This window comes from uncultured Luteimonas sp. (assembly GCF_947492465.1).
In the GTDB taxonomy this organism is placed as follows: domain Bacteria; phylum Pseudomonadota; class Gammaproteobacteria; order Xanthomonadales; family Xanthomonadaceae; genus Luteimonas.
Genome location: NZ_CANLNF010000005.1, coordinates 23,274 through 47,466, shown reverse-complemented (window position 1 = coordinate 47,466; position 24,193 = coordinate 23,274). Strand labels below are relative to the sequence as shown.

At 69.6% G+C, this 24,193-nt stretch carries 23 protein-coding genes; 11 read left to right on the top strand and 12 right to left on the bottom strand.

Going from position 1 to position 24,193, the window contains the following annotated elements:
• Positions 1–30: 30 nt before the first annotated feature.
• Both Q0863_RS12410 and Q0863_RS12405 read right to left on the bottom strand, forming a co-directional pair.
• Entirely contained in the window at positions 31–2,604 is a 2,574-nt protein-coding gene (locus Q0863_RS12410; RefSeq protein ID WP_298578325.1) for an EAL domain-containing protein, read from the bottom strand.
• A 148-nt stretch (positions 2,605–2,752) separates the two neighbouring features.
• A complete protein-coding gene (locus tag Q0863_RS12405) occupies positions 2,753–3,478 on the bottom strand; it encodes an EAL domain-containing protein (RefSeq protein WP_298579008.1) in 726 nt (241 codons plus the stop codon).
• A gap of 314 nt (positions 3,479–3,792) precedes the next feature.
• Between Q0863_RS12405 and Q0863_RS12400 the strand changes: the two genes are divergently transcribed.
• Together Q0863_RS12400 and Q0863_RS12395 are read left to right on the top strand one after the other, a co-directional pair.
• Positions 3,793–4,470: an NAD-dependent epimerase/dehydratase family protein gene (locus tag Q0863_RS12400; RefSeq protein WP_298578323.1), complete on the top strand. Its 678-nt coding sequence runs from the start codon at positions 3,793–3,795 to the stop codon at positions 4,468–4,470.
• Positions 4,471–4,626: 156 nt separating this feature from the next.
• Positions 4,627–4,941: an HPF/RaiA family ribosome-associated protein gene (locus Q0863_RS12395; protein ID WP_298578321.1), complete on the top strand. Its 315-nt coding sequence runs from the start codon at positions 4,627–4,629 to the stop codon at positions 4,939–4,941.
• Here Q0863_RS12395 and Q0863_RS12390 read toward each other — a convergent pair.
• Positions 4,895–5,437 (bottom strand): hypothetical protein, encoded by a 543-nt coding sequence (locus Q0863_RS12390; protein ID WP_298578319.1) that lies wholly within the window; start codon positions 5,435–5,437, stop codon positions 4,895–4,897. The two genes, Q0863_RS12395 and Q0863_RS12390, sit on opposite strands and share 47 nt — an antisense overlap.
• 360 nt (positions 5,438–5,797) lie before the next feature.
• Positions 5,798–6,442, bottom strand: a complete 645-nt coding sequence (locus Q0863_RS12385) for a hypothetical protein (protein ID WP_298578317.1) — start codon at positions 6,440–6,442, stop codon at positions 5,798–5,800.
• Between the two features lie 39 nt (positions 6,443–6,481).
• Between Q0863_RS12385 and Q0863_RS12380 the strand changes: the two genes are divergently transcribed.
• The 5 genes from Q0863_RS12380 to Q0863_RS12360 all read left to right on the top strand — a co-directional run bounded on the left by Q0863_RS12380 (position 6,482) and on the right by Q0863_RS12360 (position 11,706).
• Entirely contained in the window at positions 6,482–6,922 is a 441-nt protein-coding gene (locus Q0863_RS12380; RefSeq protein WP_298578315.1) for an FKBP-type peptidyl-prolyl cis-trans isomerase, read from the top strand.
• 331 nt (positions 6,923–7,253) lie between these two features.
• Positions 7,254–9,089, top strand: a complete 1,836-nt coding sequence (locus Q0863_RS12375) for a TonB-dependent receptor plug domain-containing protein (protein WP_298578313.1) — start codon at positions 7,254–7,256, stop codon at positions 9,087–9,089.
• Positions 9,086–10,663 carry a VCBS repeat-containing protein gene (locus tag Q0863_RS12370; RefSeq protein ID WP_298578310.1) on the top strand — a complete coding sequence of 526 codons (1,578 nt, stop codon included), beginning with the start codon at positions 9,086–9,088 and terminating at the stop codon, positions 10,661–10,663. The genes Q0863_RS12375 and Q0863_RS12370 overlap by 4 nt, the downstream gene beginning before the upstream one ends.
• Before the next feature lie 143 nt (positions 10,664–10,806).
• Positions 10,807–10,977 (top strand): hypothetical protein, encoded by a 171-nt coding sequence (locus Q0863_RS12365; protein WP_298578308.1) that lies wholly within the window; start codon positions 10,807–10,809, stop codon positions 10,975–10,977.
• A gap of 282 nt (positions 10,978–11,259) precedes the next feature.
• Complete coding sequence (locus Q0863_RS12360; RefSeq protein WP_298578306.1) at positions 11,260–11,706, top strand: VOC family protein; 447 nt, start codon at positions 11,260–11,262, stop codon at positions 11,704–11,706.
• A gap of 183 nt (positions 11,707–11,889) precedes the next feature.
• Here Q0863_RS12360 and Q0863_RS12355 read toward each other — a convergent pair whose 3' ends face one another.
• From Q0863_RS12355 to Q0863_RS12345, 3 genes are all read right to left on the bottom strand, one after another.
• Positions 11,890–12,279 (bottom strand): cupin domain-containing protein, encoded by a 390-nt coding sequence (locus Q0863_RS12355; protein WP_298578304.1) that lies wholly within the window; start codon positions 12,277–12,279, stop codon positions 11,890–11,892.
• Between the two features lie 450 nt (positions 12,280–12,729).
• Positions 12,730–14,505 (bottom strand): hypothetical protein, encoded by a 1,776-nt coding sequence (locus Q0863_RS12350; RefSeq protein WP_298578302.1) that lies wholly within the window; start codon positions 14,503–14,505, stop codon positions 12,730–12,732.
• A gap of 71 nt (positions 14,506–14,576) precedes the next feature.
• Positions 14,577–15,050, bottom strand: coding sequence for a lipocalin-like domain-containing protein (locus Q0863_RS12345; RefSeq protein WP_298578300.1), 474 nt, complete (start codon positions 15,048–15,050; stop codon positions 14,577–14,579).
• Between Q0863_RS12345 and Q0863_RS12340 the strand changes: the two genes are divergently transcribed.
• Both Q0863_RS12340 and Q0863_RS12335 read left to right on the top strand, forming a co-directional pair.
• A complete protein-coding gene (locus tag Q0863_RS12340) occupies positions 15,016–15,216 on the top strand; it encodes a hypothetical protein (protein WP_298579088.1) in 201 nt (66 codons plus the stop codon). The genes Q0863_RS12345 and Q0863_RS12340 overlap by 35 nt on opposite strands.
• A 224-nt stretch (positions 15,217–15,440) precedes the next feature.
• Positions 15,441–16,652 carry a S1 family peptidase gene (locus Q0863_RS12335; RefSeq protein ID WP_298578299.1) on the top strand — a complete coding sequence of 404 codons (1,212 nt, stop codon included), beginning with the start codon at positions 15,441–15,443 and terminating at the stop codon, positions 16,650–16,652.
• Between the two features lie 360 nt (positions 16,653–17,012).
• On the opposite strand, the gene bla is transcribed toward Q0863_RS12335, so the two are convergent.
• The gene (bla, locus tag Q0863_RS12330) at positions 17,013–17,912 is read right to left on the bottom strand and encodes a class A beta-lactamase (RefSeq protein ID WP_298578298.1); all 900 of its coding nucleotides are present in this window, start codon (positions 17,910–17,912) and stop codon (positions 17,013–17,015) included.
• A gap of 225 nt (positions 17,913–18,137) precedes the next feature.
• Here bla and Q0863_RS12325 point away from each other — a divergent pair, with 225 nt between their 5' ends.
• Positions 18,138–19,004 (top strand): LysR family transcriptional regulator, encoded by an 867-nt coding sequence (locus tag Q0863_RS12325; RefSeq protein ID WP_298579006.1) that lies wholly within the window; start codon positions 18,138–18,140, stop codon positions 19,002–19,004.
• 208 nt (positions 19,005–19,212) lie between these two features.
• Positions 19,213–20,802: an SDR family oxidoreductase gene (locus Q0863_RS12320; RefSeq protein WP_298578296.1), complete on the top strand. Its 1,590-nt coding sequence runs from the start codon at positions 19,213–19,215 to the stop codon at positions 20,800–20,802.
• Positions 20,803–21,024: 222 nt separating this feature from the next.
• On the opposite strand, the gene Q0863_RS12315 is transcribed toward Q0863_RS12320, so the two are convergent.
• From Q0863_RS12315 to Q0863_RS12300, 4 genes are all read right to left on the bottom strand, one after another.
• Positions 21,025–22,041, bottom strand: coding sequence for a polysaccharide deacetylase family protein (locus Q0863_RS12315; protein ID WP_298579004.1), 1,017 nt, complete (start codon positions 22,039–22,041; stop codon positions 21,025–21,027).
• A 99-nt stretch (positions 22,042–22,140) separates the two neighbouring features.
• Entirely contained in the window at positions 22,141–22,536 is a 396-nt protein-coding gene (locus tag Q0863_RS12310) for a hypothetical protein (RefSeq protein ID WP_298578295.1), read from the bottom strand.
• A 186-nt stretch (positions 22,537–22,722) separates the two neighbouring features.
• Entirely contained in the window at positions 22,723–23,253 is a 531-nt protein-coding gene (locus Q0863_RS12305) for a YetF domain-containing protein (RefSeq protein ID WP_298578293.1), read from the bottom strand.
• A gap of 593 nt (positions 23,254–23,846) precedes the next feature.
• Positions 23,847–24,137 (bottom strand): hypothetical protein, encoded by a 291-nt coding sequence (locus tag Q0863_RS12300; RefSeq protein ID WP_298578291.1) that lies wholly within the window; start codon positions 24,135–24,137, stop codon positions 23,847–23,849.
• Positions 24,138–24,193: the final 56 nt, after the last annotated feature.

The following is a 24,193-nucleotide window of genomic DNA, read 5'->3' as shown; positions in this document are numbered from 1 at the left end:
ACGGTGCAGGTGCGCCGTGGCAGCGCAGCGCTAACCGGAAGCGGCGCGGTCCAGCCAGTCGCGCAGCGCGTCCGGGGCAAGCGGTGCGGCATACAGGTAGCCCTGCGCCAGGGCGCACCCTTCCGCGCGCAGGAAGTCGGCTTCGTGCGCGTGCTCGACGCCCTCGGCCAGCGTCTCCAGCTGCAGGCTGTGCGCCAGCGCGATCACGGTCCTGCAGATCTGTTCGTCGTTGGCATGCCGGCCGATGCCGCTGACGAACGAACGGTCGATCTTGAGCCGGGTCACCGGCAGCTGCTTCACGTACGCCAGGCTCGAGTGGCCGGTGCCGAAATCGTCGATGGCCAGGCGCACGCCCTGCGCCTTGAGTGCATGCAGCACGGCGATCGCGCGCTCGGGATCGCGCATCAGCATCGACTCGGTGATCTCCAGCTCCAGCCGCGAGGACGCCAGTCCGACCGCCGCGAGCACCGCGGCCACCTGCGCCGGCAGGCGGTCCGGATCGAGCTGGCGCACCGAGCAGTTCACCGACACCGCCGGCACGTCCAGCCCGGCGTCGTCCCAGGCGCGCAGCTGTCGCGTGGCCTCCATCAGCACCCACAGGCCGATTTCCGCGATCAGTCCGTTCTCCTCGGCGATGGCGATGAACTCGCACGGTGGCACCAGGCCCAGTTCGGGATGCTGCCAGCGCAACAGCGCTTCGACGCCGACCAGCCGGCCCTCGCGCAGCTCCACCTGCGGCTGGTAGTGCAGGCGGAACTGGCGCTGGGCCAGGGCCACGCGCAATCCGCTGTCGATCGCCATCCGCCGTTGCGCGCCTTCCGACAGCGAGGCGTCGAACTCCAGATACGCCTCGTGTGGATGCCGCTTGGCTTCGTGCAGGGCGAGCTCGGCGTGCTTGAGCAGGGTGGCGGCGTCGTCGCCGTGCTGCGGAAATCGTGCCGCGCCCACCGTCACCGACAGCACGGCCATGTACTCGGGCGCGAGCAGCGGCGTGGCGAAAGCGCGATGCACTTCATCGGCGAACGCGCCGATCGTCTCCCCGGCTGCGTCGTCCGGCGGCAGCAGGATGGCGAACTCGTCGCCGCCCAGGCGGGCGAGAAAGCCGTCCGCCGGCAGCAGCCGCGCCAGCCGGCGCGCGGCGACGCGCAGGGCCTGGTCGCCCATGGCGTGCCCGAGCGTGTCGTTGATCCCGCGCAGGCGGTTGATGTCCACCACCAGCAGCCAGCGTGCCCGGCCCTGCGCCACTGCATCCTCCAGCGCGACCTGCAGCCTCGTGCGGTTGGGCAGGCCGGTCAGTGCGTCGTGACGGGACATGTAGTCGAGTTCCTGCTCGTGCACGCGCGCCTCGGTCAGGTCGGTCCATGTGCCGATGACCTGGAGCGGCTTGCCGGACTCGCTGGTCATGGCCCGCAACTCCTCGCGCACGTGCCGCTGCGCGCCTCCGGCATCGATGATGCGGTACTCGCGCACCAGGGCCGGCTGTTCGCGCAGGTAGGGAACGGAAGGGACCAGGCGAGGCAGGTCGTCGGGATGCACGCGCCCGCTCCAGAACCCCGGCTGCGCCATCTCCGTGGCGGTGAACCCGAACAGCCGGACTGCGTTGGCGCTGACCCAGTCGGCCACCAGTTGCCCGTCGCGTTCGGTGGCCAGGGCGAGCACGACCGGGCTCGCGTCGAGGACATGGTCCAGGCGCGCAGCCGCACCGGTGGCCGCGGCCGTGGCGGCATGCACGCGCCAGCGCAGCACGAGGGCGAAGGCGGCCAACAGGACGATCAGCGCCGCGGCCACGCCAAGGGTGGGCACGAGCCAGCGCGGCGCCACGGTCGCCGGCGGCGGCGCGAGTGCGCGCCCCAGCGCCTTGAAATAGACCGAACCGGCATCGGCCTGCCAACGGCCGAGCCAGTGGTCGATGCGCGCCAGGACATCCCCGTGGCGGCCCTTGGGTGCGGCGTAGAACAGCGTCGCCGGGTTGAAGACGATGGTCGATTCGCTCAACCCGTAGCGGCGGGCCGTGCGCCAGCCGAAGTAGTTGTTGGCCACCGCGACATCGGCATGCCCATCGCGGACGGCGGCGAAGGCCTCGTCGTAGGTCGCCGTGGCCACCGGCGTCCACGGCACCCCGAGGCCGCCAAGCACGGTTTCGAGATCCCTGGTCTGCACGCTGGCCCGCAGAAGCGCGATCCGCTTCCCCGCCAGGTCGGGCATTCCCTGCACGCGGACATCCCGCGGGCGGAACACCTGCGACCACGCGTACGTCACCGGCGTCTGGTGGAAATCGAAGCGCGCCGCCCGATCGTGGGTCCACGCCACGTCGGGCATCAGGTCGAGTTCGCCGGCATCCAGGCGGCGCAAGCACGCCTCCCACTCGCAGCGCTCGTAGCGGATGCGCCAGCCTTCCTCGCGGGCGATCGCCTCCAGCAGGTCCACGAACAGCCCGGCGGGGTGGCCCCGCTCGTCGAGGTGGATCTTGGGCGGATTGTCGTAGAGCCCGACGCGCAGTTCACGCGTCCCGGCGCCGGCGTCCGGGCCGGTGCAGGCGGCCAGCAGCGCCAGCCACGCGACCGCCACGATGGCGGCGACCCGCTTCGCCTCGCGAATCCCCATGGGACCCCTCCCTGACGCGAACCGCGAGCATAGCCGAATGGATTGCGGACGACCGTCCCTGCATCTGGCCACCGCCGCCGCCACTGTCAGCGGCGCCGACGCCGATGCTGCAGCGCGACAGGCGCATGGCGCTTCGCGCGCCAGTTGCTCAGCCGCAACCTGCCCGCGGGGCCTCGTGCGCAAGCGCCGCCCAGGTCGAGTCGGCGACCGGCTCCAGCCGTTCCAGCGCAGGTCGACCGAACAGGTAGCCCTGGAACAGGTGGATACCCAGTTCCCGCAGGGCGTGATACTCGTCCGCGGTTTCCACGCCCTCGGCCAGGAGGGTCGAACCGATGCCGCGCGCGATGCCGGCCACGCCCGCCACGATGGTCCGCCGCACCGGATCGGTGTCGATGCCGCGCAGCAGGGCCATGTCCAGCTTGATCAGGTCCGGCTGGAACTCCACGAGCCTGGACAGGCCGGCATAGCCGGCGCCGAAATCGTCGATCGCGGTCTGGAAGCCGCGGCCGCGGTAGTCGCGGAAGATGCGGGAAACGTGCGACGGGTCGCTCACCTGCTCCGACTCGGCCGCCTCGAATACCAGGTTGGACGTCGGGAAACCCGTCATCTGTGCCGCCCGCAGGGTCAGGCGGATGCAGGTTTCCGGCTGGTAGACCGCGTTCGGGAAGAAATTGATGAACAGCCTCCGCTGCAACCCCAGCGCCGCGGCGGTGGCGATGGCCTTGACCCGGCAGGTCTGGTCGAAGCGGTAGAGCTGCCCGGGCTGGACGCGGGCCAGCACGTCCGCCGCGCTGCCACCCTCCATCGTGCGCACCAGGGCTTCGTAGCCATGGATCGACCGGTCGCGCGCATCGACGATCGGCTGGAACGCCATCCGCACGTCGAAATCCAGGCGCTGGTCGCCCTGGCATTCCGCGCAGGGGCGCGGCGTGGGACTGTTGCCGAAGAACTGGTGCAGGTACATGGGAGGTCCTGGGCGTGGCGCCGCTGGAGAGCACTTACGACCATCTCCATCGGCACGGCGGACGGAAAGTTGACGGGTGGGGACAGCGGTATCGCGTCGTGGCCCACGCCGTCGCCCGATTCCGGGCGGGACCGGCTGGCCAGGCAGGGAACCTGCCTTCCTCGACCCCGCGCCCACATCCGGGCGCTAGACTCCGGGCGGACCCCGATCCGGCCGAGGCTCGCATGCGCATCCTGATGACAGGCGCCACCGGACTGGTCGGCCAAGGCGTGCTCACGGAGGTGCTCGCACATCCGGGGGTGTCCCGGGTGGCGGTGCTCGGTCGCCGCGCACTCGGCCATCCCGATCCGCGCGTGGAAGACCTCGTGGTGGAACGGTTCGACGAGCTGGATGCGGTGCTCGACCGCATGGCGCCCTACGATGCCTGCTTCTACTGCGCAGGCGCGCCACCACTGGGGACGCCGGAGGACCGGTACCGGCAGGTCACCGTCGCACTCACGCTGCACGTGGCGCGCGCGTTCGCGCAGCGCAATCCCGGGGCGCGCCTGTTGTACATCTCCGGCGCCAAGTCCGACCCCGCCAGCCGCTTCATGCCCATGCGCGTGAAGGGAGAAGCCGAGGTCGCACTGCGCGCACTGCCCGTCGCCACGGTGATGCTGCGCCCCGGCGGCATCCAGCCCGCGCACGGCGAACGCAGCCCGCATGCATGGATGCGGCCCTTCTACGCCCTCGCCGCCCCGCTCATGGGATGGGGCGTGCGGCTGATGCCGGGGTTGATGACCAGCACCGCGCATCTCGGCCGCGCGATGCTGGCGCTCACGGCGATGCCGGAGCCGCCCGCGGTGGTGGAGAACGACGCGATCAACCGGCTGGCGGAAGGCTCCGGCGGCACTGCCCGCTGAGGTCGCAGGCACGGCGCCACGGATCCCGGCCAAGGCCGCGATAGCCACTCCTCTCGCCGTCGTGCCGGGATGCCGGTTTGCGGCTTCACGCAGCCACGGCCGCACCTGCGGATAGGCTGGGGGACCCTATCCCACGCAGATGCAGGAGCGCACGCATTGAAGATCCAGTTGAATACCGACAACCACATCGACGGCACCGATGCGCTGGAGTCGCGCGTCAACGCCATGCTGGAGCAGGCCCTGGGCAGGTTTTCCTCGCGCCTGACCCGGATCGAGGTATTCCTGTCGGACCACAACTCGACCAAGGGCGGCCCGAACGACAAGCGTTGCGCGCTGGAAGCGCGGCTGGAGAACGACGAGCCGCTGGGCGTCAGCCATGACGACGAGAACATGGAAAAGGCGATCCGCGGCGCCTGCGACAAGCTCAAGACCGTGCTCGATGCCCGGATCGAGAAGCGTCGCGGCTACTAGGCCGGTCCGCGCGCGCCGCCAGCCGCTCCTGCGCAAGCTGCAGGCTGGCCTGCCGCAGGAGTTCCCGCGACGGCTCCTGCGGATCGGGCACCCACACCATGGCGACCAGGTTGCGCACGATCTGCACCGGCGTCACCAGCACGCCCAGCGGCAGGCCCCACCATCCGAGCGCGGCGCTGGTGGCGAGGCCGCGCAGCTGCGACCTGAACCCGCAGCGGCGGCAGGAGATCCGGTGCCGCGTGCTCCAGTGGGTGAGCACCACCGCCGACCACACCCGGTAGGACGCCCTGACTTCCACCGGCCCCGGCCCCTCGCAGTGCGGGCAGCGGCCGCTGTGGATCTTCAGCGCCTTCAGGCGCACGTCGGCAGCGGGCAACTGCCGCGACAGCGGGAACACCGGACCGTCCTCGACGCAGACGTCGCAGCAGTACTCGTGGCCGCCTTCCTGGATGCCGCCCAGGGGAATCCAGAAGTTGCAGGCGTGGCAACGTCTCATGGCCGTCCGCGCAGGACGCGCGATGCCGGGTTCACGATGCGCAGCCATTGGGTGCGCCCGACCAGGGGCTGTTCGGTGACGACCGGCCTGCGCGCACTCGACCGGGAAGGCCGCGCTTGCCGAAGCATCCTCGATGGCATGGTCGCGCGCGTCCTCGCGAAAGACGAAGCGGACGCGAGTGGAACTCTTCTTCTGCTGGACATCCTTGGCCAAGCCCCCCGGGGTACCGATTCCCCGGCATGGTAATCGCGTCGCGCGGCCAGGTGCCCGGCACCGCCGTGTCCGCCACGCCGGATCATGACCTCCACCCTCCGGCCGGTGGGCGTGGAAGGACGCGCCTTGGCCGGGAACAGGAGGATGTCAGCGCCGCAGCTCCTGCCGGCAGAACTCTGTCAGTGCCGCCTCGTAGAACTCTTCCGGGGAGTTGATCGGCCATGGAGAAACCAGCAGGATGTTCCCGCGTGCGAGGAGCACGCCGCGGCGATCCAGGGTCCGGGATTCGAGCAGCGAGAACCGTGATGCGGCTTCCATGAAGCTCTCCGGGGTGTAGCGGAACTCCTCCTTCGCCCGGCGCTTGCAGATGGTCAGCGCATCGATCCCGACCATCCTGCGCGCGGCGTCGGCGGCGCCTCGCACGCTGTCGGCGGCGAAATCCTCGTAGGAGACGCCGAAGGCGAACAGGAACGACAGCGCCACTGCGGAACCGAAGAGGAAGCCACGCACGTTCTCCATCACGAACTTGCGCAGGCGCGAAGGCTGCGATCGCATGCGCCGTTCCAGGACCCGGAAGAGTCCTTCCGGCACCAGGTAGATCAGCAGGAACGCGACCAGAATCTCCAGCAGCGGCAGATAGAGTTTCATGCAGTCCCCCTTGGCCGGCGTCCGGCCGTTGATCCGTGACTTGCGCGCGCCACGGCCTTGACCGTTTGCCGCTGCCCCGTGCGACGCCGAAGTATCGCCTACCGGAAGCACTTGCTCCACGCCGCGGCCGGCTGCCGCCTGCAAGCGGATATCCTGTGCGGCCGACCTCCCGCATCCTGTCCCATGACCCTTCGCCCGCTCCAATTCGCCGCCGCGCTGTCGCTCCTGCTGCTTGCCGCCTGCGGCGGGCCACCGCCCTATACGGGTGGCGACGTGGCCGAGCTGCAGCGCATCGACGTGGTGGTCGGGGAAGGCGATGCGGCGACCGCCGGCGACGAGGTCAGCGTGCACTACACCGGCTGGCTCTACGACCAGAACGCACCGGACAATCGCGGCGAGCAGTTCGACAGTTCGAGGGATCGCGGACAGCCGTTCGTGTTCCGCCTGGGCACGGGCCGCGTCATCCGCGGCTGGGACGAAGGCGTCGCGGGAATGCGCCGCGGCGGCAAGCGCGAGCTGCATATTCCGGCGTGGCTGGGATACGGCGAGGACGGCGCCGGCAGGGTGATCCCGCCCGGTGCGTCGCTGGTGTTCGAAGTGGAGCTGCTCGACATCCGCAGGTAGCGCGTGCTGCCGGGTCGCCCCGGCGCGGCCCTCCCGTTGCGTTGCGATACGCCGGACGGCGCTGCAGGACTCCCTTCGCCATCCTGTCCATGGTTGCGGTCCGGCCCGTCCAGGCGCAGGCGATTTGATCCATGTCAGCGCCGTTGGCCGGAACCGCGCGCTAGAGTCGGGCCATGACCAGCCTTCCAGTTCCCCCGCAAGCGGCGCGCGCCTCTCAGCCGCAGCTCCGTTCTGGCCGATCCGTGTCCGCCCGGTCGCAGGCGCCACTGCGGTGAGGGCGGTATTGTTCCTCGCACTGACCTTGGCGCCAGCCGGCCCCCTGCTCGCGCAGATGCCCCAGGCGGCAGCGACACCCACCCGCGATCTGGACACCCTCCATGTCACCGCCGGCGTCCTGCCTGCCGCACCGGCGGACGCCAGCCAGAACATCACGGTGCTCGGCCCGGATGAACTTCTGCCCTGGCGCGGCCGCAGCGTGGCCGACGTGCTGGCCGCGCAGGCCGGTCTGGTGGTGGACCGCAGTGCACGCGGAGGCGGATTTGGCGCGCTGTACCTGCGCGGCGCTGATCCCAGTCACGTCGTGATCCTGGTCGACGGCGTGCGCCAGAACGACCCGCTGTCCTCGCGCGGCAGCGCGGTCGATCTCAATACCCTGTCGCTGGAGCGGATCGAGCGCATCGAGATCGTGCGCGGCAGCGCCAGCGTCGCCCATGCCGAGGCGATCGCCGGGCTGGTCCATCTCCACACCCGGCGCGCCGCGACGGGTGCCAGCGCCGGCGTGGCGATCGGAGGCGACGGCCTGCGCGCGATGCATGCCGGCCTCTCCGGCCAGGACTGGAGCCTGGCCGCGAGCGACCGCGAGGATGGCGATGGCCGCCGCGGCTTCCAGGGCGTGCACGCGTTCGATGCAGCTTGGGAGCGCGACCTGTTGCCGGCGCTGACGCTGCGTGCGGCGTTCGGTTACAGCGGCAGCGAAGGCCGCGGCTTCCCCGACGACAGTGGCGGCCCGCGCCATGCGGTGCTGCGCACGCTGGACGAACGCCAGGCGCGGGCGCGCCAGTTCTCGCTGCAGGCCCGGTACAGGCCGGAAGTGGGCGAGATCGACGCGCAGTGGTCGAGGTTCTCGCGCGTGGGCGAGGAGGATTCGCCGGGCGTGGCCGGTGGCCTGCGCGACCCGTTCGGCCTGCCCGCCTTGGCTGCGGAGACCGACTACCGCCGCGACGATCTGCAGGCGACCTGGCGCCGGCCGCTGGGCGAGGCCGGCGAGTTCGGCGCCGGCGTGCTGCACCAGCGCGAACACGGCCGCTACGACGGCCGGATCGACTACGGTTTCTTCCAGGCGCCGGTCGCGTTCGCGATGCAGCGCACCACCGATGCCGCATACGCGGAGTTGCGCTGGCGCCACGCCGCGTGGACCGCGCAGGCGGGGCTGCGCCACGAACGCCGCCGCGATGCCGGCGCCGATACCGAAGACGCCACCCAGCCGATGCTGTCGCTGCAGCGCCGCGCCGGCACGTCGGGCGCGCACTGGGGCATGTCGTTCTCGCGCAGTTCCAGGCCACCGAGCTTCTATGCGCTGGGCCATCCGCTGGTGGGCAATCCGGCACTGCGGCTGGAACGCGCCGAGCATCACGAGCTCTACTACGCCACCGCGCCCGACGCGGCCTGGCCGAGCCGGGCCACCCTGTTCCGCGCCCGCTACCGCGACCTGGTCGATTTCGACGCGGGGCCGCCACCCCGACTGGTCAACCGCGCGCGCATCGAGGCCGAGGGCCTGGAGTGGCGCAGCGCGCACCGCTTCGGCAACGACTGGCGGCTGGGGCTGGATGGCACGTGGATGCGCGTGCGCGATCCGGTCGGCGGCGTCGTCCTGCGCTACCGGCCGCGGCTGCAGGCCGGCGCCGACCTGACGCTGCCGCTCGGCGGCCAGCACGAACTCTCGCTGCGCCTGCACCACCTCGGGCGTCGCTTCGACTCGTCGATTCCGACCGGCGACCGCTGGCTCGGCGCGACGACCACGCTCGACCTGGCGCTGCGTCGGCAGTGGGGACCGGCCACGCTGCTGCTCGCACTCGACGACGCCACCGATGCACGGGGAGAAGAAGTGATCGGACTGGACACACCGGGACGCCGGCTGCGCTTGTCCCTGCATTGGGATCTGCAATGACTCGTTTCGAGCACGCGAAACGCACCGCCGCATGCATCGGCGTCCCGCTGTGCCTGGTGCTGGTAACCGCCTGGCTGGCCCTGCTGCCAACAGCATCCGGCCGCGCGCAGGACGCAGCGTCGCCCGCCCCCATCACGCTGGACCAGGCCATCGGCCTGGTGAACCAGTACTGCGGCGCCTGCCACCGCGTGCCGCCGCCGGACCTCATGCCCAAGCGCGACTGGCCAGCCGCGGTGCAGACCATGGCCGAGCTGTCGGAAAGGATGCGCGGGCATGAGTTCATCCCCGCCGACGTGCTGCCGCACATCAAGGCGTTCTACTACGGCAGCGCGCCGGCCGAACTGCCACGCCTGCCCTACCTCGCTCCTGCGCCTTCGCCGGTGCGGTTCCGCGCTTCCACCTTCGGCGCGACTGCGGCCGCTCCGCTGGTCACCCACGTCAGCGGCGGGCTGTCGGGCGCGCCGACCGACCTGCTGGTCTCCGACGCCGGCCGCCGCGAGGTGCTCAGGCTGTGGCAGGAGGACGGCCAGTGGCGCGAACGTGCCCTGGGCGAGCTCGTGGCGCCCGCGCACGCGCAGGTGGTGGACCTCGACGGCGACGGCCTGCAGGACGTGGTGGTGGCCGAACTGGGCGAGATGGCGCCGTCGGGCAAGCCCGTGGGCAAGGTCGTCGCCCTGCTCGGCGAGCCGTCAGGGACCTTCCTGCGCCGCAACCTGCTCGAAGGGCTTGGCCGCGTGACCGACGTGCGCGCCGCCGACCTCGACGGCGATGGGGACACGGACGTGGCCGTGGCCGTGTTCGGCATGAACGACATCGGCGGCCTCCTGTGGCTGGAGAACCGCGGCGGCGCGCTGTACCGCCACAACCTCACCTCGCTGGCGGGCGCGCTCGGCATCGACCCGGTGGACCTGGACGGCGATGGCCGGCTCGACCTGGTCAGCCTGATCTCGCAGGAACACGAAATGGTGCTGGCGTTCCGCAACCTCGGCGGCGGCCGCTTCGAGCAGATGGAACTGGCGCGTGCGCCGCACCCCATGTTCGGCTCGACCTCGCTGCGCCCGGTGGACCTCGATCGCGACGGCGACATCGACCTGCTGTTCACCAACGGCGACGCCTTCGACCTGCAGACCGATCCCAAGCCCTACCACGGCGTGCAGTGGCTCGAGAACCTGGGCGGCCTGCAGTTCGGCTTCCGCGACATCGGCCGCTTCTATGGCGCGGTCGCCACCGCGGTCGGCGATCTCGACGGCGATGGCGACCTCGACGTGGTGGCCAGCAGCTGGGTCAACTACTGGCGCGACCCGGGCCGCCACACCCTGGTCTGGTACGAGAACGATGGCCAGCAGAACTTCACCGCGCACGGCATCGCCAGCGAACCGGCCGGGCTCACCACGCTGCAGCTGGCCGACATGACCGGCGACGGCCGGCTCGACATCGTTGCCGGTGCCTTCCGCATGGACCTGCTGCAGGAAATGCTGCAGATGTCGGTCAACGAGGACACCCGCCCCGCACCTGCGTCCGCGAAGGAACATCCCCGGCTGCTGCTGTTCGAGAACCTGCCTGCCGGCGAATAGGCCGCCTCTCCCGTGCGGCACGGGCGGCGGCCGCCTGCCTTCCGTTCCTGCGTTCTCCAGCAGGCCCGCCCTGCGGCTGTGGCGCAGGCAAGGCGCTCGCCCTGGCCTGCATCCAGCGGGCGCGCGAACAGGGCCGTTCGCAGGTGATCCTGCACACCACGCGCGCGATGACCGTCGCCTGGGGACTGTACGGGAAGCTTGGCTTCGTGCGTTCGGAAGACCTGGATTTCCAGCAGGACACACTGCCGGTCTTCGGATTCCGGCTGAGGCTCTCGGATGGCATGCAGCGGATGCAGGAGGCACAGGCCCGGTGAACAATCACCTGCCACCGGCATGAGGCAGCAACCGCTCGCGACGGTGCCACGGCGGCGGACAGGCTGAATCCGCAACCGGCCTTCTCACGGGATGGCGATGCGGTCGCGTTCCGCGATGGCGTTCGGGGACACCCCTCGCCCATCCGGACGATCCCCAATGTCGAAATCCGGTTTCGTCATCCGTCGAAGAGCCGGGCGTGCATCGCCAGGGGTCCGGACGACGGGCGCCCTGGCGGGCCATCGCCGCAACTGCCAACCCATCCACATGGAGAGACACTGAACATGAAGATCGTGACCAGCCTGAGCTTCCGGGGACAATGCCGCGAGGCGTTCGAGTTCTACGCCAATGTCCTCGGCGGCAAGATCACCGCGGCCTTTCCCTATGGCGACGCGCCTCCGGACATGCCGATCACCGACGAGAAGTACAAGACCTGGCTGATGCACTGCTGGCTCGACGTCGGCGACCAGTCGCTGATGGGGGCCGACATGGACGTCGCCTGGGCCCCCAACGTCGACAAGCCCAGGAACGGGTTCGACGTCACCCTGCATACCGACGACATCGACCAGGCCAGGCGCTGGTTCGATGCGCTGTCGGAAGGCGGCAGGCAGGTGATGCCGTTCGCGGAAACGTTCTGGTCCCCCGGCTATGGCGCGCTGGTCGACCGGTTCGGCGTGCCGTGGATGGTCAACACGGTTCCGTCGGCGGACTGGAAGCCGGCGCAGGGCTGAGGTCCGCGGCGCGGAACGGGCGCGAACCTGCCGGCAAGCGCCTGCCGCGCCCCACCCGCGGGCATTGCCCCCTCTTTCCGAGGGGGCATCATCGCAAGGGCGCGATGTTCGCGTCCCTGCGACGGGACAATGCGCCTGGTGCCGGGCCTGCGCGGCGGCAGGCGCATCCCGGTGGATCCGCGGCTAGTCCAGATCGGTCTGGATCCAGCGGGGCGAGTGGTGGAGGTCGATCGTCTGGAGACGACCCGGCCCGAGGTTCTCGAACCGGTGTGGAATTCCTGCAGGACCGAAGACGATCTCGCCCGCGCCCGCCTCGATGACCGCCTCCCCGACGAAGAACCTTGCACGCCCTTCGACCACGATGAACGTCTCGTCGTACGGATGGACATGGAGGCGCGGCCCGGCCCCCGGCGTGTCCGTGCCATACGCCAGCACCGTGACCTCACCGCCCAGCGCAAGCCCTTCGACGGAGCCGCGCCACGGCCCGTCCGTGGCCGGATCGAACAGCCTGCCCAGCGTTGCGGCACGCCCATCCGGCGTGATGGTCGACGGGTCGAAATCCTTGCGCGCCATGCAGCATCCTCTGATCGAAAAGCGGGGCTGGAACCATACCGAATCCCGCAACGATCCGGCATGCCATGGCGGGGCCCACCATCGCGGCTATGCCATGTCGACAGGCGATCGGGCCATCACCCGATAGCGCTCCGCCGAGCGCACCGGCGCGCGACGTGCAAAGCCGCATCGCACACCGTGCGCGCTGGCAATGGAAGGCAATCGGACCGACCGCGAGCGAACGCCCTCTCGCCGCGACCGAAACTCCCAATCCCGACGGGCCGGATTGCAGCTGCAGCACGGTCGAAGCCGCCACGGGCGCGCGCCCAGTCCAGGTTCGGCGGGCACCGGCGTGCACCTCTGCTGGGGACGGAAGGCGCGAGGAAAAGCCGACCCTGGCCACCCCGTCGAACCTGGAAACGGCCCGGCAGGGCGGACGCTTCATCCGCGGCCACGGCGCGGACTTCGCACTCAGCTGGTCGTCGGCGCGCCCTCGACGAAGTCGTAGCCGTTCTGCCAGGCGTCCTTGATCGAGACATCTCCGTTCGGACCCTGGTAGGTGCCGTTGGGATCGGTCCGGTTCGGCAGGACGTTGTCGCTCATGTTCTCGTAGAGCTCCTCGCCCAGCTTCGACAGGTCGACGCCGTGATCCTTCATGTCCTGGATCGCGTCCTCGATGTGGCCGTCCTTGATCTTCTCCTGGATCGACTCCTTCGCGGCGTCCGACGCGCCGGTCAGGTCCAGGGCCTGCGAGACGATGGCGCCGATCGGGCCGGCCTTGTCCAGGCCCTTGCCCACGCCGAAGTCGATGAGCTTGAACAGCGGCTCCATGATCTCGGCCGCCTTGTCCGCGTCGTCCTTGACGCCGGTCAGGCCTGCGTCGAGCGCCTCGAAGAACACGCCGGTCATCTGGCCGTAGGCCGCCGCCATGGCCCCGCGGTTGCGACCGTACTTGTCCTCGAACGCCGCATCGTCCATGGTCCTGAGGTCTTCGCCGATGGCCCCGAACCTGTTGTCGATATGACGCATCAGGGACTCGGCGCTGTCGGAAAGTGGCGGCGTGAACAGCGTCATCTCCAGAATCTTCGAGTACTCGTCACGGGTCGTGCCGCCGAGGTCCTCGCCATTGGCACCGCCGTCGGCATTCAACGCCCGGTCCAGGAAATCGTCGTGCTCCTTGAGCGCCAGAACGCCAAGCTCATCCTTGAACCTGGCATCGTCCGCGAACTTGCCGAAGACATCGTCGTTGGTCAGCGCGCTGGCGGTCGCGTCGAACAGCGCCTGTTGCAGTTCGGGCGGATAGTCCGGAACGGTAATCCGGGCGTGGTAATACACGGTCACGTCGTTCGCGTTGGCCAGAATGTCGGTGACTCCGCCAATGGTCACGGTGCTGTGCGTGTCGCCTTCACCGAAATACTTGCGCAGATCGACGGCTTCAAACTGTCCCTTCATGGACGCCTCGACGAAGCTGTCGAGATCGGTCTGGCTCATGTCGCCCAGGATCCGGGCCTGGGCGTCGATCGGCATGTTGGCCAGCACGTGCGAGGCGATCGCCGCGGAGTTGTCGTTGCCCTCCGCCATCGCTGCATTGAAGAACAGCTCCTGCACCTCCGGGGTGCTCTTCGCGAACAGGTCGGACACGAGGGTCGGCCCGAACACGTTGCGGTCGCTCGTGTCGAGATCCAGGTCCTGGTACAGGGCGGTCATGTCCGCCTGGCTCAGGCGGCCATCCCGGGCCAGCGTGTCGAATGCCGTGCGCAGGTTGTCGACGGTGGATTCGTAGTATTCGACCGCGGCATCGCTCCCGCTGGATCCGATGCCGCCGATGGACTCGGGGTTGCCGGTCTCGGTGATCGACAGCCGCACCAGGTCGGCGACCCGGTCCTGGCCCAGCGCGGCGAAGTAGTCGCCCAGCCACTGCGGATCGTCCTTGTGGGCCTCGATCTGCGCATTGAAGAACTGGGCCTGCGCGGCCTGGTCGCCATGGCCCCAGCGCTGCATGTGGATCATCGACGCGGCGGCATCCTGTGCCGAGGCTTCCGTATCGCCGACCGCGTAGTTGCCGACATCGAAGACTGCGTCGGAGTTCTCGTCCAGCCTCGCGCCCTCGTTGAAGATGGGCTGCACGTCCGCCGGTGGCGTCTGCGGACGGGTGTTGCGCAGCAGCGGGGGCGTGTCTTCCGCTGGCCGCGTCAGGTTCGGGGTGGCCAGCACGGAGCTGGCGCCGGATTCAAGCATGATGGCCATGGCGACGGTCCTCGAAGGCAGGCTGCCGCTACCTTACCTGCGACCGGGCGCCCTGAAAGCTGGGGTCGACCCTAAGGGGCGGTGTCGTCGCGCTCGAACGTGACGAGGCTTCGCGTCTCGCCGTACTCCGCCCAGTTGGGCATCACGCGCCATGGCGTGCGCACTTCGAGGCGGTCGCCGTCGAGCGCGAACTGCCGCCGCTGCTCGGTGCCCACCCAGGCAGGGTTCCAGGCCACGTCGACCGCGGTGATCCAGTCGTCGTCCTCGATGCGATACCGGCCGGTGTACGCGATCAGCGTCTCCAGCAGATCGGCACGCGCCGCATCATCCTCGCCCGGCGGGCGGCCGTCGGCGGTGAGCAGGAACCACACCCGCCCCCCGCGGCTGAAGTGGGTGTAGCCAGTCGGCCTCGTGCCCATCGCCGGGAACCGCTCGCCGGTGGCGCGCACCTCCACCTCGTACGCCAGCAGCCGCCACGTGCCCGCAAGCGCGTCACGAGTGGCCGGTGGCGTGGATGGGGTGCTGGAAGTCGGCGGCGTCGACACCGGCGCACTGTGCAACGAAGCCGTGGGCGAGATCAACCCGGACGTGCTGAATACGGCGATGCACGACTTCGCCGCGCGACGTCGGCAGCTGGATCTCGCGCGGCGACCGACATCGCCCACGCGCGGCTTGTTCCGGCGTGGCATTTTCCGCGTCGATTTTCTGTGAAATACCCCCCGCCCCCACGCTTCCTGCAATGACCTCTTCTGAACAACCGTAATGCGCCGCCATGACGACGCTGCGCACGTCCGCGTGGCTGTGCGCCGTGACACGAATTCACACTGGCGATTGCGCTTGACTGCATTCCCCGTCGCGACATCGAGGACTGCGGCGGACCTCCCAGCGACCGCCCCCGCGGTCGTTCCTGCCTTGCCAGTCCAAGGAGACTGTTCATGAAGAACTTCCCGTCCCTCCGCCGCCGCAGGCCCGGACGTGCCCTGCTGCTGTCGCTGACCACGATCGCTGCGTCCGTGATGCTGCCCGCCGCCACCCTGTCGGCGAGCGAGACCTTCGACCCGGCGCTCAAGGTCGCCATCGAGCGTGACCTTGGCATCGCGCCTGCGCAGGCGCCGCAGTACCTGCGGACCGAACGCCTGGCCGAACAGAACGAGGCACTCGCCCGCAGGCAGCTGGGCGACGACTACGCAGGCAGCTGGATCGAGCGGCGCCCCGACGGCCGCTTCGTCTATGTGGTGGCCGCCAGCGGCCTGTCGGCGGCGAAAGCCACGCTGCCCGGCGAGATCGAACTACGCAACGTGCGCCACAGCCTCAGGACGCTGGAGGCGGCGAAGGATGCGCTCGACGACATGGCGCGGCAATCGCCCAAGGGCACCGCGTCGCTGCATGGCGTGCACGCATGGCATGTGGACCCCCAGAGCAACAGCGTGGTCGTTGCCGTCTCGCCGGACGCAGTGGCGAAAGGCATCGACCTGGTCGCGCGCAGCCGGGCCGAGGCGAGCGCGATCCGGTTCGAGACCATGGTCGGGCAGCCGGAACTGTTCGCGACGATCCGCGGCGGCATCGAGTACGTGATCAACAACCAGTACCTGTGCTCGGTCGGGTTCCCGGTGACACGCGGCAGCACGAAGGGCTTCGCCACCGCCGGCCACTGCGGCGACGCCGGCAACAGCGTGCGCGTGGCCAACCAGAACGTCGGTTCGTTCGCGCAGTCCAGCTTCCCCGGCAACGACCGCGCCTGGGTGCAGGTCGGCAGCGCGCACACGCTGCAGCCGTGGGTCAGCAACTGGAGCGGTGGCAACGTCGTGGTCCGCGGCAGCACCGAGGCGGCGACCGGCGCATCGCTGTGCCGCTCCGGGCGCACCACCGGCTACCGTTGCGGCACCATCACCGCCAAGAACGTCACCGTGAACTATGCCGAAGGCGCCGTGTTCGGGCTCACCCAGTCCAACGCCTGCGCCGGCGGCGGCGATTCCGGCGGCTCGTGGATCACCGGCGCGGGTCAGGCGCAGGGCGTGACCTCCGGCGGCAACCGCGCATCGGGAAGCAACAGCAACTGCAGCCTGCCCGCCTCGCAGCGACGCACCTACTTCGACCGGATCAACCCGATCCTGAGCCAGTACGGCCTGAACCTGGTGCGCGGTTGAGGCACGTCGGAGGCGCGTCCTGTGCGCGCCTCCGCACCTGTATCCACGGATGCCGTCCCCGACGGCGCGGCGGCATCCGGGAACGCACGGTTGGTCGACCCGGATGCGGCCGGAGCATCGGCCAGGCGGCGTGGCGACAAGCCTCGTCCTTCACGCCGTTGACCTGCCGGTAGCGACCCCGAGACGGCCCGCACCGCTTGCAGGCCCCGCTCCACGTTCCGCCGTGTTCACCAGGCTTGGCGCCAAACCTGCGGAGGGGACGGCTACAGGCTGGGGCTGGGGCTGGGGCTGGGGCTGGGGCTGGGGCTGGGGCTGGGGCTGGCGATGATGTTGTGCACCAGCAGCCGTTCGTCACGTCCTTCAGCCCGCCGCCCAGGACGCCGCCGCCTCGCCCAGGCCCTTCAGTGCGGCCTCGTCCTCGGGCCGGATGCGCTCGGAGTACACCGGGTGCTCGACGTATCCGGTGACCACCAGCGGCGCGCGTCCTCCGGGTGGAAACAGGATCGCCACGTCGTTGGTCTTGTTGCCCACGCCGGCGCGCATGCCGGTGCCGGTCTTGTCGAGCCCGCGCCAGCCCGGCGGCAGGCCCGCGCGGATGCGGCGCATCCCCGTGCGCGTCGCCTCCATCCACTGCTGCAGGCGCTCGCGGCTGTCTGCGGCGAGCACGTCGCCGAGCACGATCCGCTGCAGGGTCCAGGCCATCGCCCGGGGCGTGGTGCTGTTCTCCCCGGTGCCGGGCGGGATGACGTTGATCTCGGGCTCGTAGCCGTCGATGCGGCTCACCTCGTCGCCGAGCCCGCGCCAGAACCGGGTCAGCGCTTCCGGACCGCCCAGCCGGCGCATCAGCACGTTGGCCGCGGCGTTGTCGCTCGTCACCTGGATCGCTTCGGCCAGCGCCACGATCGGCAGCGCACCCTTGTCGAGGTTGGCCTCGATCACCGGCGAGTGGAACTGCAGGTCCGCGCGGCTGAAGGCGAGCGGCTCGTCCAGGTCGATGCGACCGGCGTCGGCCTCGTGCAGCGCCATGGCCGCAAGCGAGAGCTTGAACGTCGAACAATGGCAGAAGCGCTCGTCGCTGCGCAGCCCGAAGCTTTCGCCGCTGTCGGTATCGAGCACGAACGCCCCCAGCCGCCCGCCCGCCTGGCGCTCCAGCGCCCGCAGGCCAGCGACCGGATCGGCCATTGCACCGCGCGCGCCGGCAAGCGCCGGCGTGCACAGCGCCGCGATCGCGCCGAGCATGAAGCCACGCCGGCCGATCATGCCGCGCCCTCCCCGCTCTTACGGCCGCGAACCGCCGCGAATGCCGTGGGTGGCCTCATTGCCTGCACCTGCGGGTGGCCCGCACCGCGCCCATCGTTCGTCGCTATCATTTCGTGGTGTCGCATCGTCGTCCCCGCTCATCCGAGGGCACTAGGCTGCAAGCTGATCGAAGCTCCCACAATCGATCATTTCTCGGATGAGCCAATACAAAAATCGGAGGCTGCCCTGGATCGCGCGCAACTGCCGCTCAACGCCCTGCGCGCCTTCGAGGCGTCGGCCCGGCACCTGAGCTTCACCCGTGCCGGGCTGGAGCTGTGCGTCGGACAGGCGGCGGTGAGCCACCAGGTCAACCGGCTCGAGGGGTTGCTCGGCGTGCGGCTGTTCCATCGCCTGCCGCGTGGCCTGGCGCTGACCGACGAGGGCGCCGCGCTGCTGCCGATGCTCGTCGACAGCTTCGACCGCATCGCGGCGATGCTCGACCGCTACGCCAGCGGCCAACCGCGCGAGCCGCTGACGCTCGGCGTGGTGGGCACGTTCGCGACCGGCTGGCTGCTGCCGCGACTGGACGAGTTCACCGCCGCGCATCCCTTCGTCGACGTGCGGCTGCGTACCCACAACAACCGCGTCGACCTCGCCGGCGAGGGGCTGGACTACGCGATCCGCTTCGGCGATGGCGCCTGGCATGGCGTCGACGCCGAACCGCTGCTGGCCGCGCCGCTCACACCGATGCTGGCCCCGCGCCTGGCCGGGCGCTTCCCTTCGCCGGCCGCGCTCGCGGGCGCCACGCTGTTGCGCTCGTACCGTGCCGACGAATGGCCAAGCTGGTTCGCGGCCGCCGATCTCGCCTGTCCGCCCCTGACCGGGCCCGTGTTCGACTCGTCGGTCACGATGGCCGTCGCGGCGCGCGCGGGCGCCGGCGTCGCCCTGTTGCCGTCGGCCATGTTTTCCGAGGCGCTTGACGATGGCTCGCTGGTCGCCCCGTTCGCGGCGTGCATCGACACCGGCCGCTACTGGCTCACGCGCCTGAAGACCCGCGCCCCCGGTCCCGCCATGCGTGCGTTCCGCGACTGGCTGGTGGGCGGGTGCGGCTAGACACCGCCGCTGCCCAGGTGCGGCGCGGAGCACAGCGGGGTCGGGTTCCTGCAATGGCCCGTTCTTCGGCCCCCGTTCCTCGCCCATCGATCCTGAACCGGCTCAGTCATGCCTTACCATGTCGTTCCTGGATGGCCATGCGCCGCCCTCTCCGCGCAGGCCGCAGGGCCGCCCCGCGCACGGCACGATCGAACTGTTGCAAGGCCTTATGACCACCCCACACCGCGCTTCCACCGCCACCGGAGGCGATGCTTTCCTGTCCGAGCACGTCCGCATCGCGCTGGAACTGCTTGAATCGATCCGCGACGACCGCAGCCTGCTCGACGCATTGGACGAGGCCGACCGCATCCGGCTGCTGCAGGCCGTCGCCCTGGTGCACCATCCCGAGCCACGCGCACGGCGCAAGCAGGCGAAACAAGAGGCTCGCGAGCGTGCCCGCGAGAAGGCGCAGCAGACCGAGGCGCTGCTCGACCAGACCGGCATCCGCACCCTGCGCCGCAAACCGGTGTTCAGCACGCCCAACTACTTCCCGCCGCAACCGCCGGGCCAGCACGACCCGCGCAACAACGCGGCCGATCCGGTCTCCGATGCCGGTTCATGCGGCGAGTCGCCCGAGGTGCTGCACTGCTATGTGTGCAAGCGCAAGTACACCCGGGTGCACCACTTCTACGACCAGATGTGCATGGAGTGCGCGGAGTTCAACTTCCGCAAGCGCACCGAGACGGCGGACCTGCGCGGCCGGGTCGCGTTGCTGACCGGCGGACGGGTCAAGATCGGCTACCAGGCCGGTCTGAAGCTGCTGCGCGCCGGCTGCTCGCTGATCGTGACCACCCGCTTCCCGCGCGATTCCGCGCAGCGCTACGCGCAGGAGCCGGATTTCGGCGAGTGGGGCCAGCGGCTGGAGGTATTCGGCCTGGACCTGCGGCACACGCCCAGCGTGGAAGCGTTCTGCGCCGAGCTGATCGCCACCCGCGACCGGCTCGACTTCATCGTCAACAACGCCTGCCAGACCGTGCGCCGCCCGCCGGCGTTCTATGCGCACATGATGGAAGGCGAGACCGCTGCCCTGCACACCCTGCCCGAGCACGTGCGCAAGCTCGTCGGCGGCTACGAGGGCCTGCGTGCGGCGGACCTGCTGCCCGGCGGCAGTCAGTCGCTGGTGGATGGTGCCTCCGGTACCGGCCTGGCCGGCATGGCACGCGCGGCGGAGCTTTCGCAGGTGCCGCTGCTGGCCGACGAGCTGCTCGGCCAGGCGCACCTGTTCCCGGAAGGCCGCGTCGACAAGGACCTGCAGCAGGTGGACCTGCGCGGGCGCAACTCCTGGCGCCTGCAGATGGACGAGGTGCCGGCGATCGAGCTGCTGGAGACCCAGCTGGTCAATGCGGTGGCCCCGTTCATCCTCAACGCGCGGCTGAAGACGCTGATGCTGCGCACCCCCGAGCGCGACAAGCACATCGTCAACGTCTCGGCGGTCGAAGGCCAGTTCTACCGCAACTTCAAGACCACCAAGCACCCGCACACCAACATGGCCAAGGCCGCGCTGAACATGATGACGCGCACCGCCGCGGCCGACTACCACGGCGACGGCATCCACATGAACGCCGTGGACACCGGCTGGGTGACCGACGAGGACCCGGTGGAGATCGCCGCGCGCAAGATCATCGAGGAGCGCTTCCACCCGCCGCTGGACATCGTCGACGGCGCGGCGCGCATCGTCGACCCGATCATCGACGGCATCAATACCGGCGACCACGTGTGGGGCCAGTTCCTGAAGGACTACGCGCCGACGGACTGGTGAGGTGGGGGTGCCTGGCCCTCACGTGGCGAAGTTCGTGCCCAATGCCGAAAGGGCGGAACGCTGCGCTCCTTCCAGGCTTGAGGCCCGCATAGGCCTTTCCGATGGGAGAGAAGGGGCTGATGGAGTGCCGATCGGGGCCAGGTCCGCTGCTCCCGCAAGCCCCCGGCTGTTTGCCCGACGGGCAAGCCGGGGACCGGACGCCCCGCCCGCCGCCGCACCTGGCTACTCCGAATCGAAACCGGCAAGCGCGACGACCCAGGCCGGGGTTTCCGGTTCACCGGTGAAGAATCCGGGCTGCTTGCCGGCTCCGATCGCCCAGCGATGCAGCCAGCTCGGTCCGCGCGGGCCGTCGTACCCTTCGGCACCGCGCGCGTAAGCCGGATCGCGCATCGCCTCGTCCAGCCCCACGATTCGATTGCCGCGCGCGCGTGCGCCTTCGACGAGTTCGCCGAAGACCTCCGCATTGAGTTCGTTGGCATGCAGCAGCCAGATCTGCGCAATCGAACGTCCGAGCAACTGCCGCGACTGCCGGTCGAAATAGTCGATCTTGTCGAACATGTAGGGCACGTAGTCCGTGCGCAGCCGGGCCAGCGTGCGTTCCCGTGCTGCCTCGTTCGACAGGCCGTCGAGCACGTTGCGATAGGCCGCTGCCCATAGCCAGTCGCTGTTGTCGACGGTGACCGGCGCGACCCGGTAGCCGTGCTTCGCGAGGAAGGCATCGAGCGCAGCGCGGTCCCGCGGTGTCCTTCCTGCGCGCAGGTACGGATGCCGGAACCAGCGCGGCGCGGTGCCATGCGCCGCCAGCATTGGCCGCAGCTGCCGCTCCCCGCGCAGCACGTCCTCCTGGAACGCCTCCAGTCCAACCGCATGCAGGTCGACGTGGCCATGGGTGTGGTTGCCCAGCACATGGCCGCGCGTGACCCAGTCCTCGACCCGCGCCAGCCGCTGCGGGTCCACCTTTCCATCGACCTCGAGCTTCCCCTCGTTGACGAAGCCGGTGACCGGCACGCCGGCGAGGTCGAGCTGCCGCATCAGGCGTTCATGACGGGACTGGAGCTGCGCTTCGGACAGTCCGTCCATCACTGCCCAGGGCAGGTCGTCGATGGTGATCGCCAGCAGGCGCGGCGCATCGTCGCGTGCGTCGCCGGCCGATGCGGCGGTACCGGCAAACAGCCAGCACAGGATGACCGCCAGGATTGATGTACGCACGCGCCATCTCCGCTGCCGGAGACCCGACATGCCGGGCACGACAGTCTGCAAGTGCCGCTGGACCGGGCCAGATTGGATCGATCCGGCTGTTCCCCGTTCCCTCTCTTCCATTCCCGCCTGGTCCACCGCCTACGGCAGCGGCGGCAGGTCGACATCGACGAAGCCGACGTCCTTGCCGCCTTCGCGCACGACGTGCCGCACGCCCCCGCGGGCCACGGCCACCGGATCCTTGCAATCCAGGCGCACCTCGCCGGACTCGCCCGGCGCGATCGAGGTACCGGGTTCCATCCGCATCATGCAGATCACCTCGCGGCCGCCGAACACCACCTTGGGCCGGTAGTTGTTGCGCACCGCCGTGCGGCGCGCGTCGCGCCCGTCCTCCGAGTAGTTCAGCGTCAGCGTCGCCGGGATGGCCTGGCGCGCGGCAAATCCGACCGGGTCCTGGGGTGGCAGGTCGCTGGCGATGGCAGGCGCGGACACCAGCAGCGTGGCGAGAACGGCAACGGATGGCAGGCGAATGGCCATGAGTGCTCCATGCAGGGATGAGCGGGCAGTATAGGCCCCGCTGCCGGGACACCTGCACGGTCGAAACGCAGTTGACGAAGCTATGTCATTGCATCGCTGCATCGCTGCCCAGCGATATCAGACGCGAGCGCACGGCAACGTCGAACAGATCTCGGCAGAAGCGTCTTGGTTCCCGATACCTTGTGTCTAGTTGCGCTTCGCGTCGATCTCCACGCCTTCGACGTCGGCCAGCGCACTGCATGAGCCGCCCAGACCGGAACTGACGACGCTGAAGTTGCCATCGGTCTCCAGCACGATCGCGTCGACCTCCTCCATCGATGCATGACCTGCGGATCTCACGGCAGCGCGAAGTTCCCCTTCGGTGACCCGCTGTCGGCGCATGGCCTCGTGGCAGGGCGTTCCTTCCCACAGCAGAAGCGTCGGCACGTTCTTGACCGCCCGGCGAACCCATACGGCGCGCACCGAGGTCCAGCTGATCGCGTACTGCAGCATGATCAGCAGCCCCATTCCGACCACGCCCTCCAACAGGGCGACTTCCTTCGTCAGGAGGATGCTGGCCAGCGTCGAACCGAGTGCGACCGTGACCACAAGGTCGAACGCGTTCCACTTCGCGACCGAGCGCTTGCCTGTCAGCCGCAGCCAGGCCACGAGCGCCAGGTACGCGAGTGTCCCGACCACCAGGACCCGGAGCACCCCGTGCCAGCTGTCGAAGAACATGTCCGTCTCCCGTCGAAGCCCACGCGTATTCACGCACAGGAGGCGGTTGAAGCATCGTGATGCGATCCAGGCAAGGCACACCTCGCGCACCACCCCATCCCTGCTGCGGTACGTACCATCACGCCCGCAGGTTTGCCTGGGCAGCGTGCAAGCGCGACTTCCACGATTGCCTTGACCTGCGCTTCAGTGCCGGGGCTTTCCAGCCCCCCGTAGCCGCTGGCGATGCAGGCCTGCAGGCGCCGGTAGACCGCGGCTTCGGCCCTTGCTATCAGGGCATCATCGCCAGCTTGCCAGTGCCTCCAACGTTGAAGGCGCGCAACAGTGCGAAAAGTACGGGCATGGCGGAACGCCTGCATGGGCGCGGCACGCGGCCAGGTGGGACCTTACGCAGTGTATCGGCGAGGCAGTTGACGTGGCCGGATCCACTGTCGATTGCTCTGCTCTTTTTGCCCTTCCGCCAAATCAGGGTGCCCGGCGCCGCCACGAGGGTGGACATTGGCGGTCTTGGGGCCCGGATGACAAATCTCGCCGGGCTGCCGGGCGTGGGAACTTCCTGCAACGCGCGCTCGCAGCGAAGGTCATGGAGTCCTCGCTCAGTCTGCGGCGCGGTCGACGAGGCAGTCGGCTGCCGCCTGCGCCACGCTGCGCACAGCTTGCGCGTGCCCGGACCGCAGGACCTCGCACATCGCCATATGGCTCATGCCAGCCGCCTCGGCTATCGCGCGGATGCCGCAAGCCAGGAAGGCCGTCCTCAGGGCATCACGCAACTGCCCGGGGTCGTCCTCGCGCAGCGCATCGGCCAGGTACGCGCCAACCGCTTCATCGCTATCGAGGTAATACGCTGGATCGAAAGGTAAGGTTTTCGCCCTAATGCGCTGAACCATTGCCTGGGTGCGCGATCCTGACAGTGGGTGATCTCACATGCGGAGACTGATGGCCG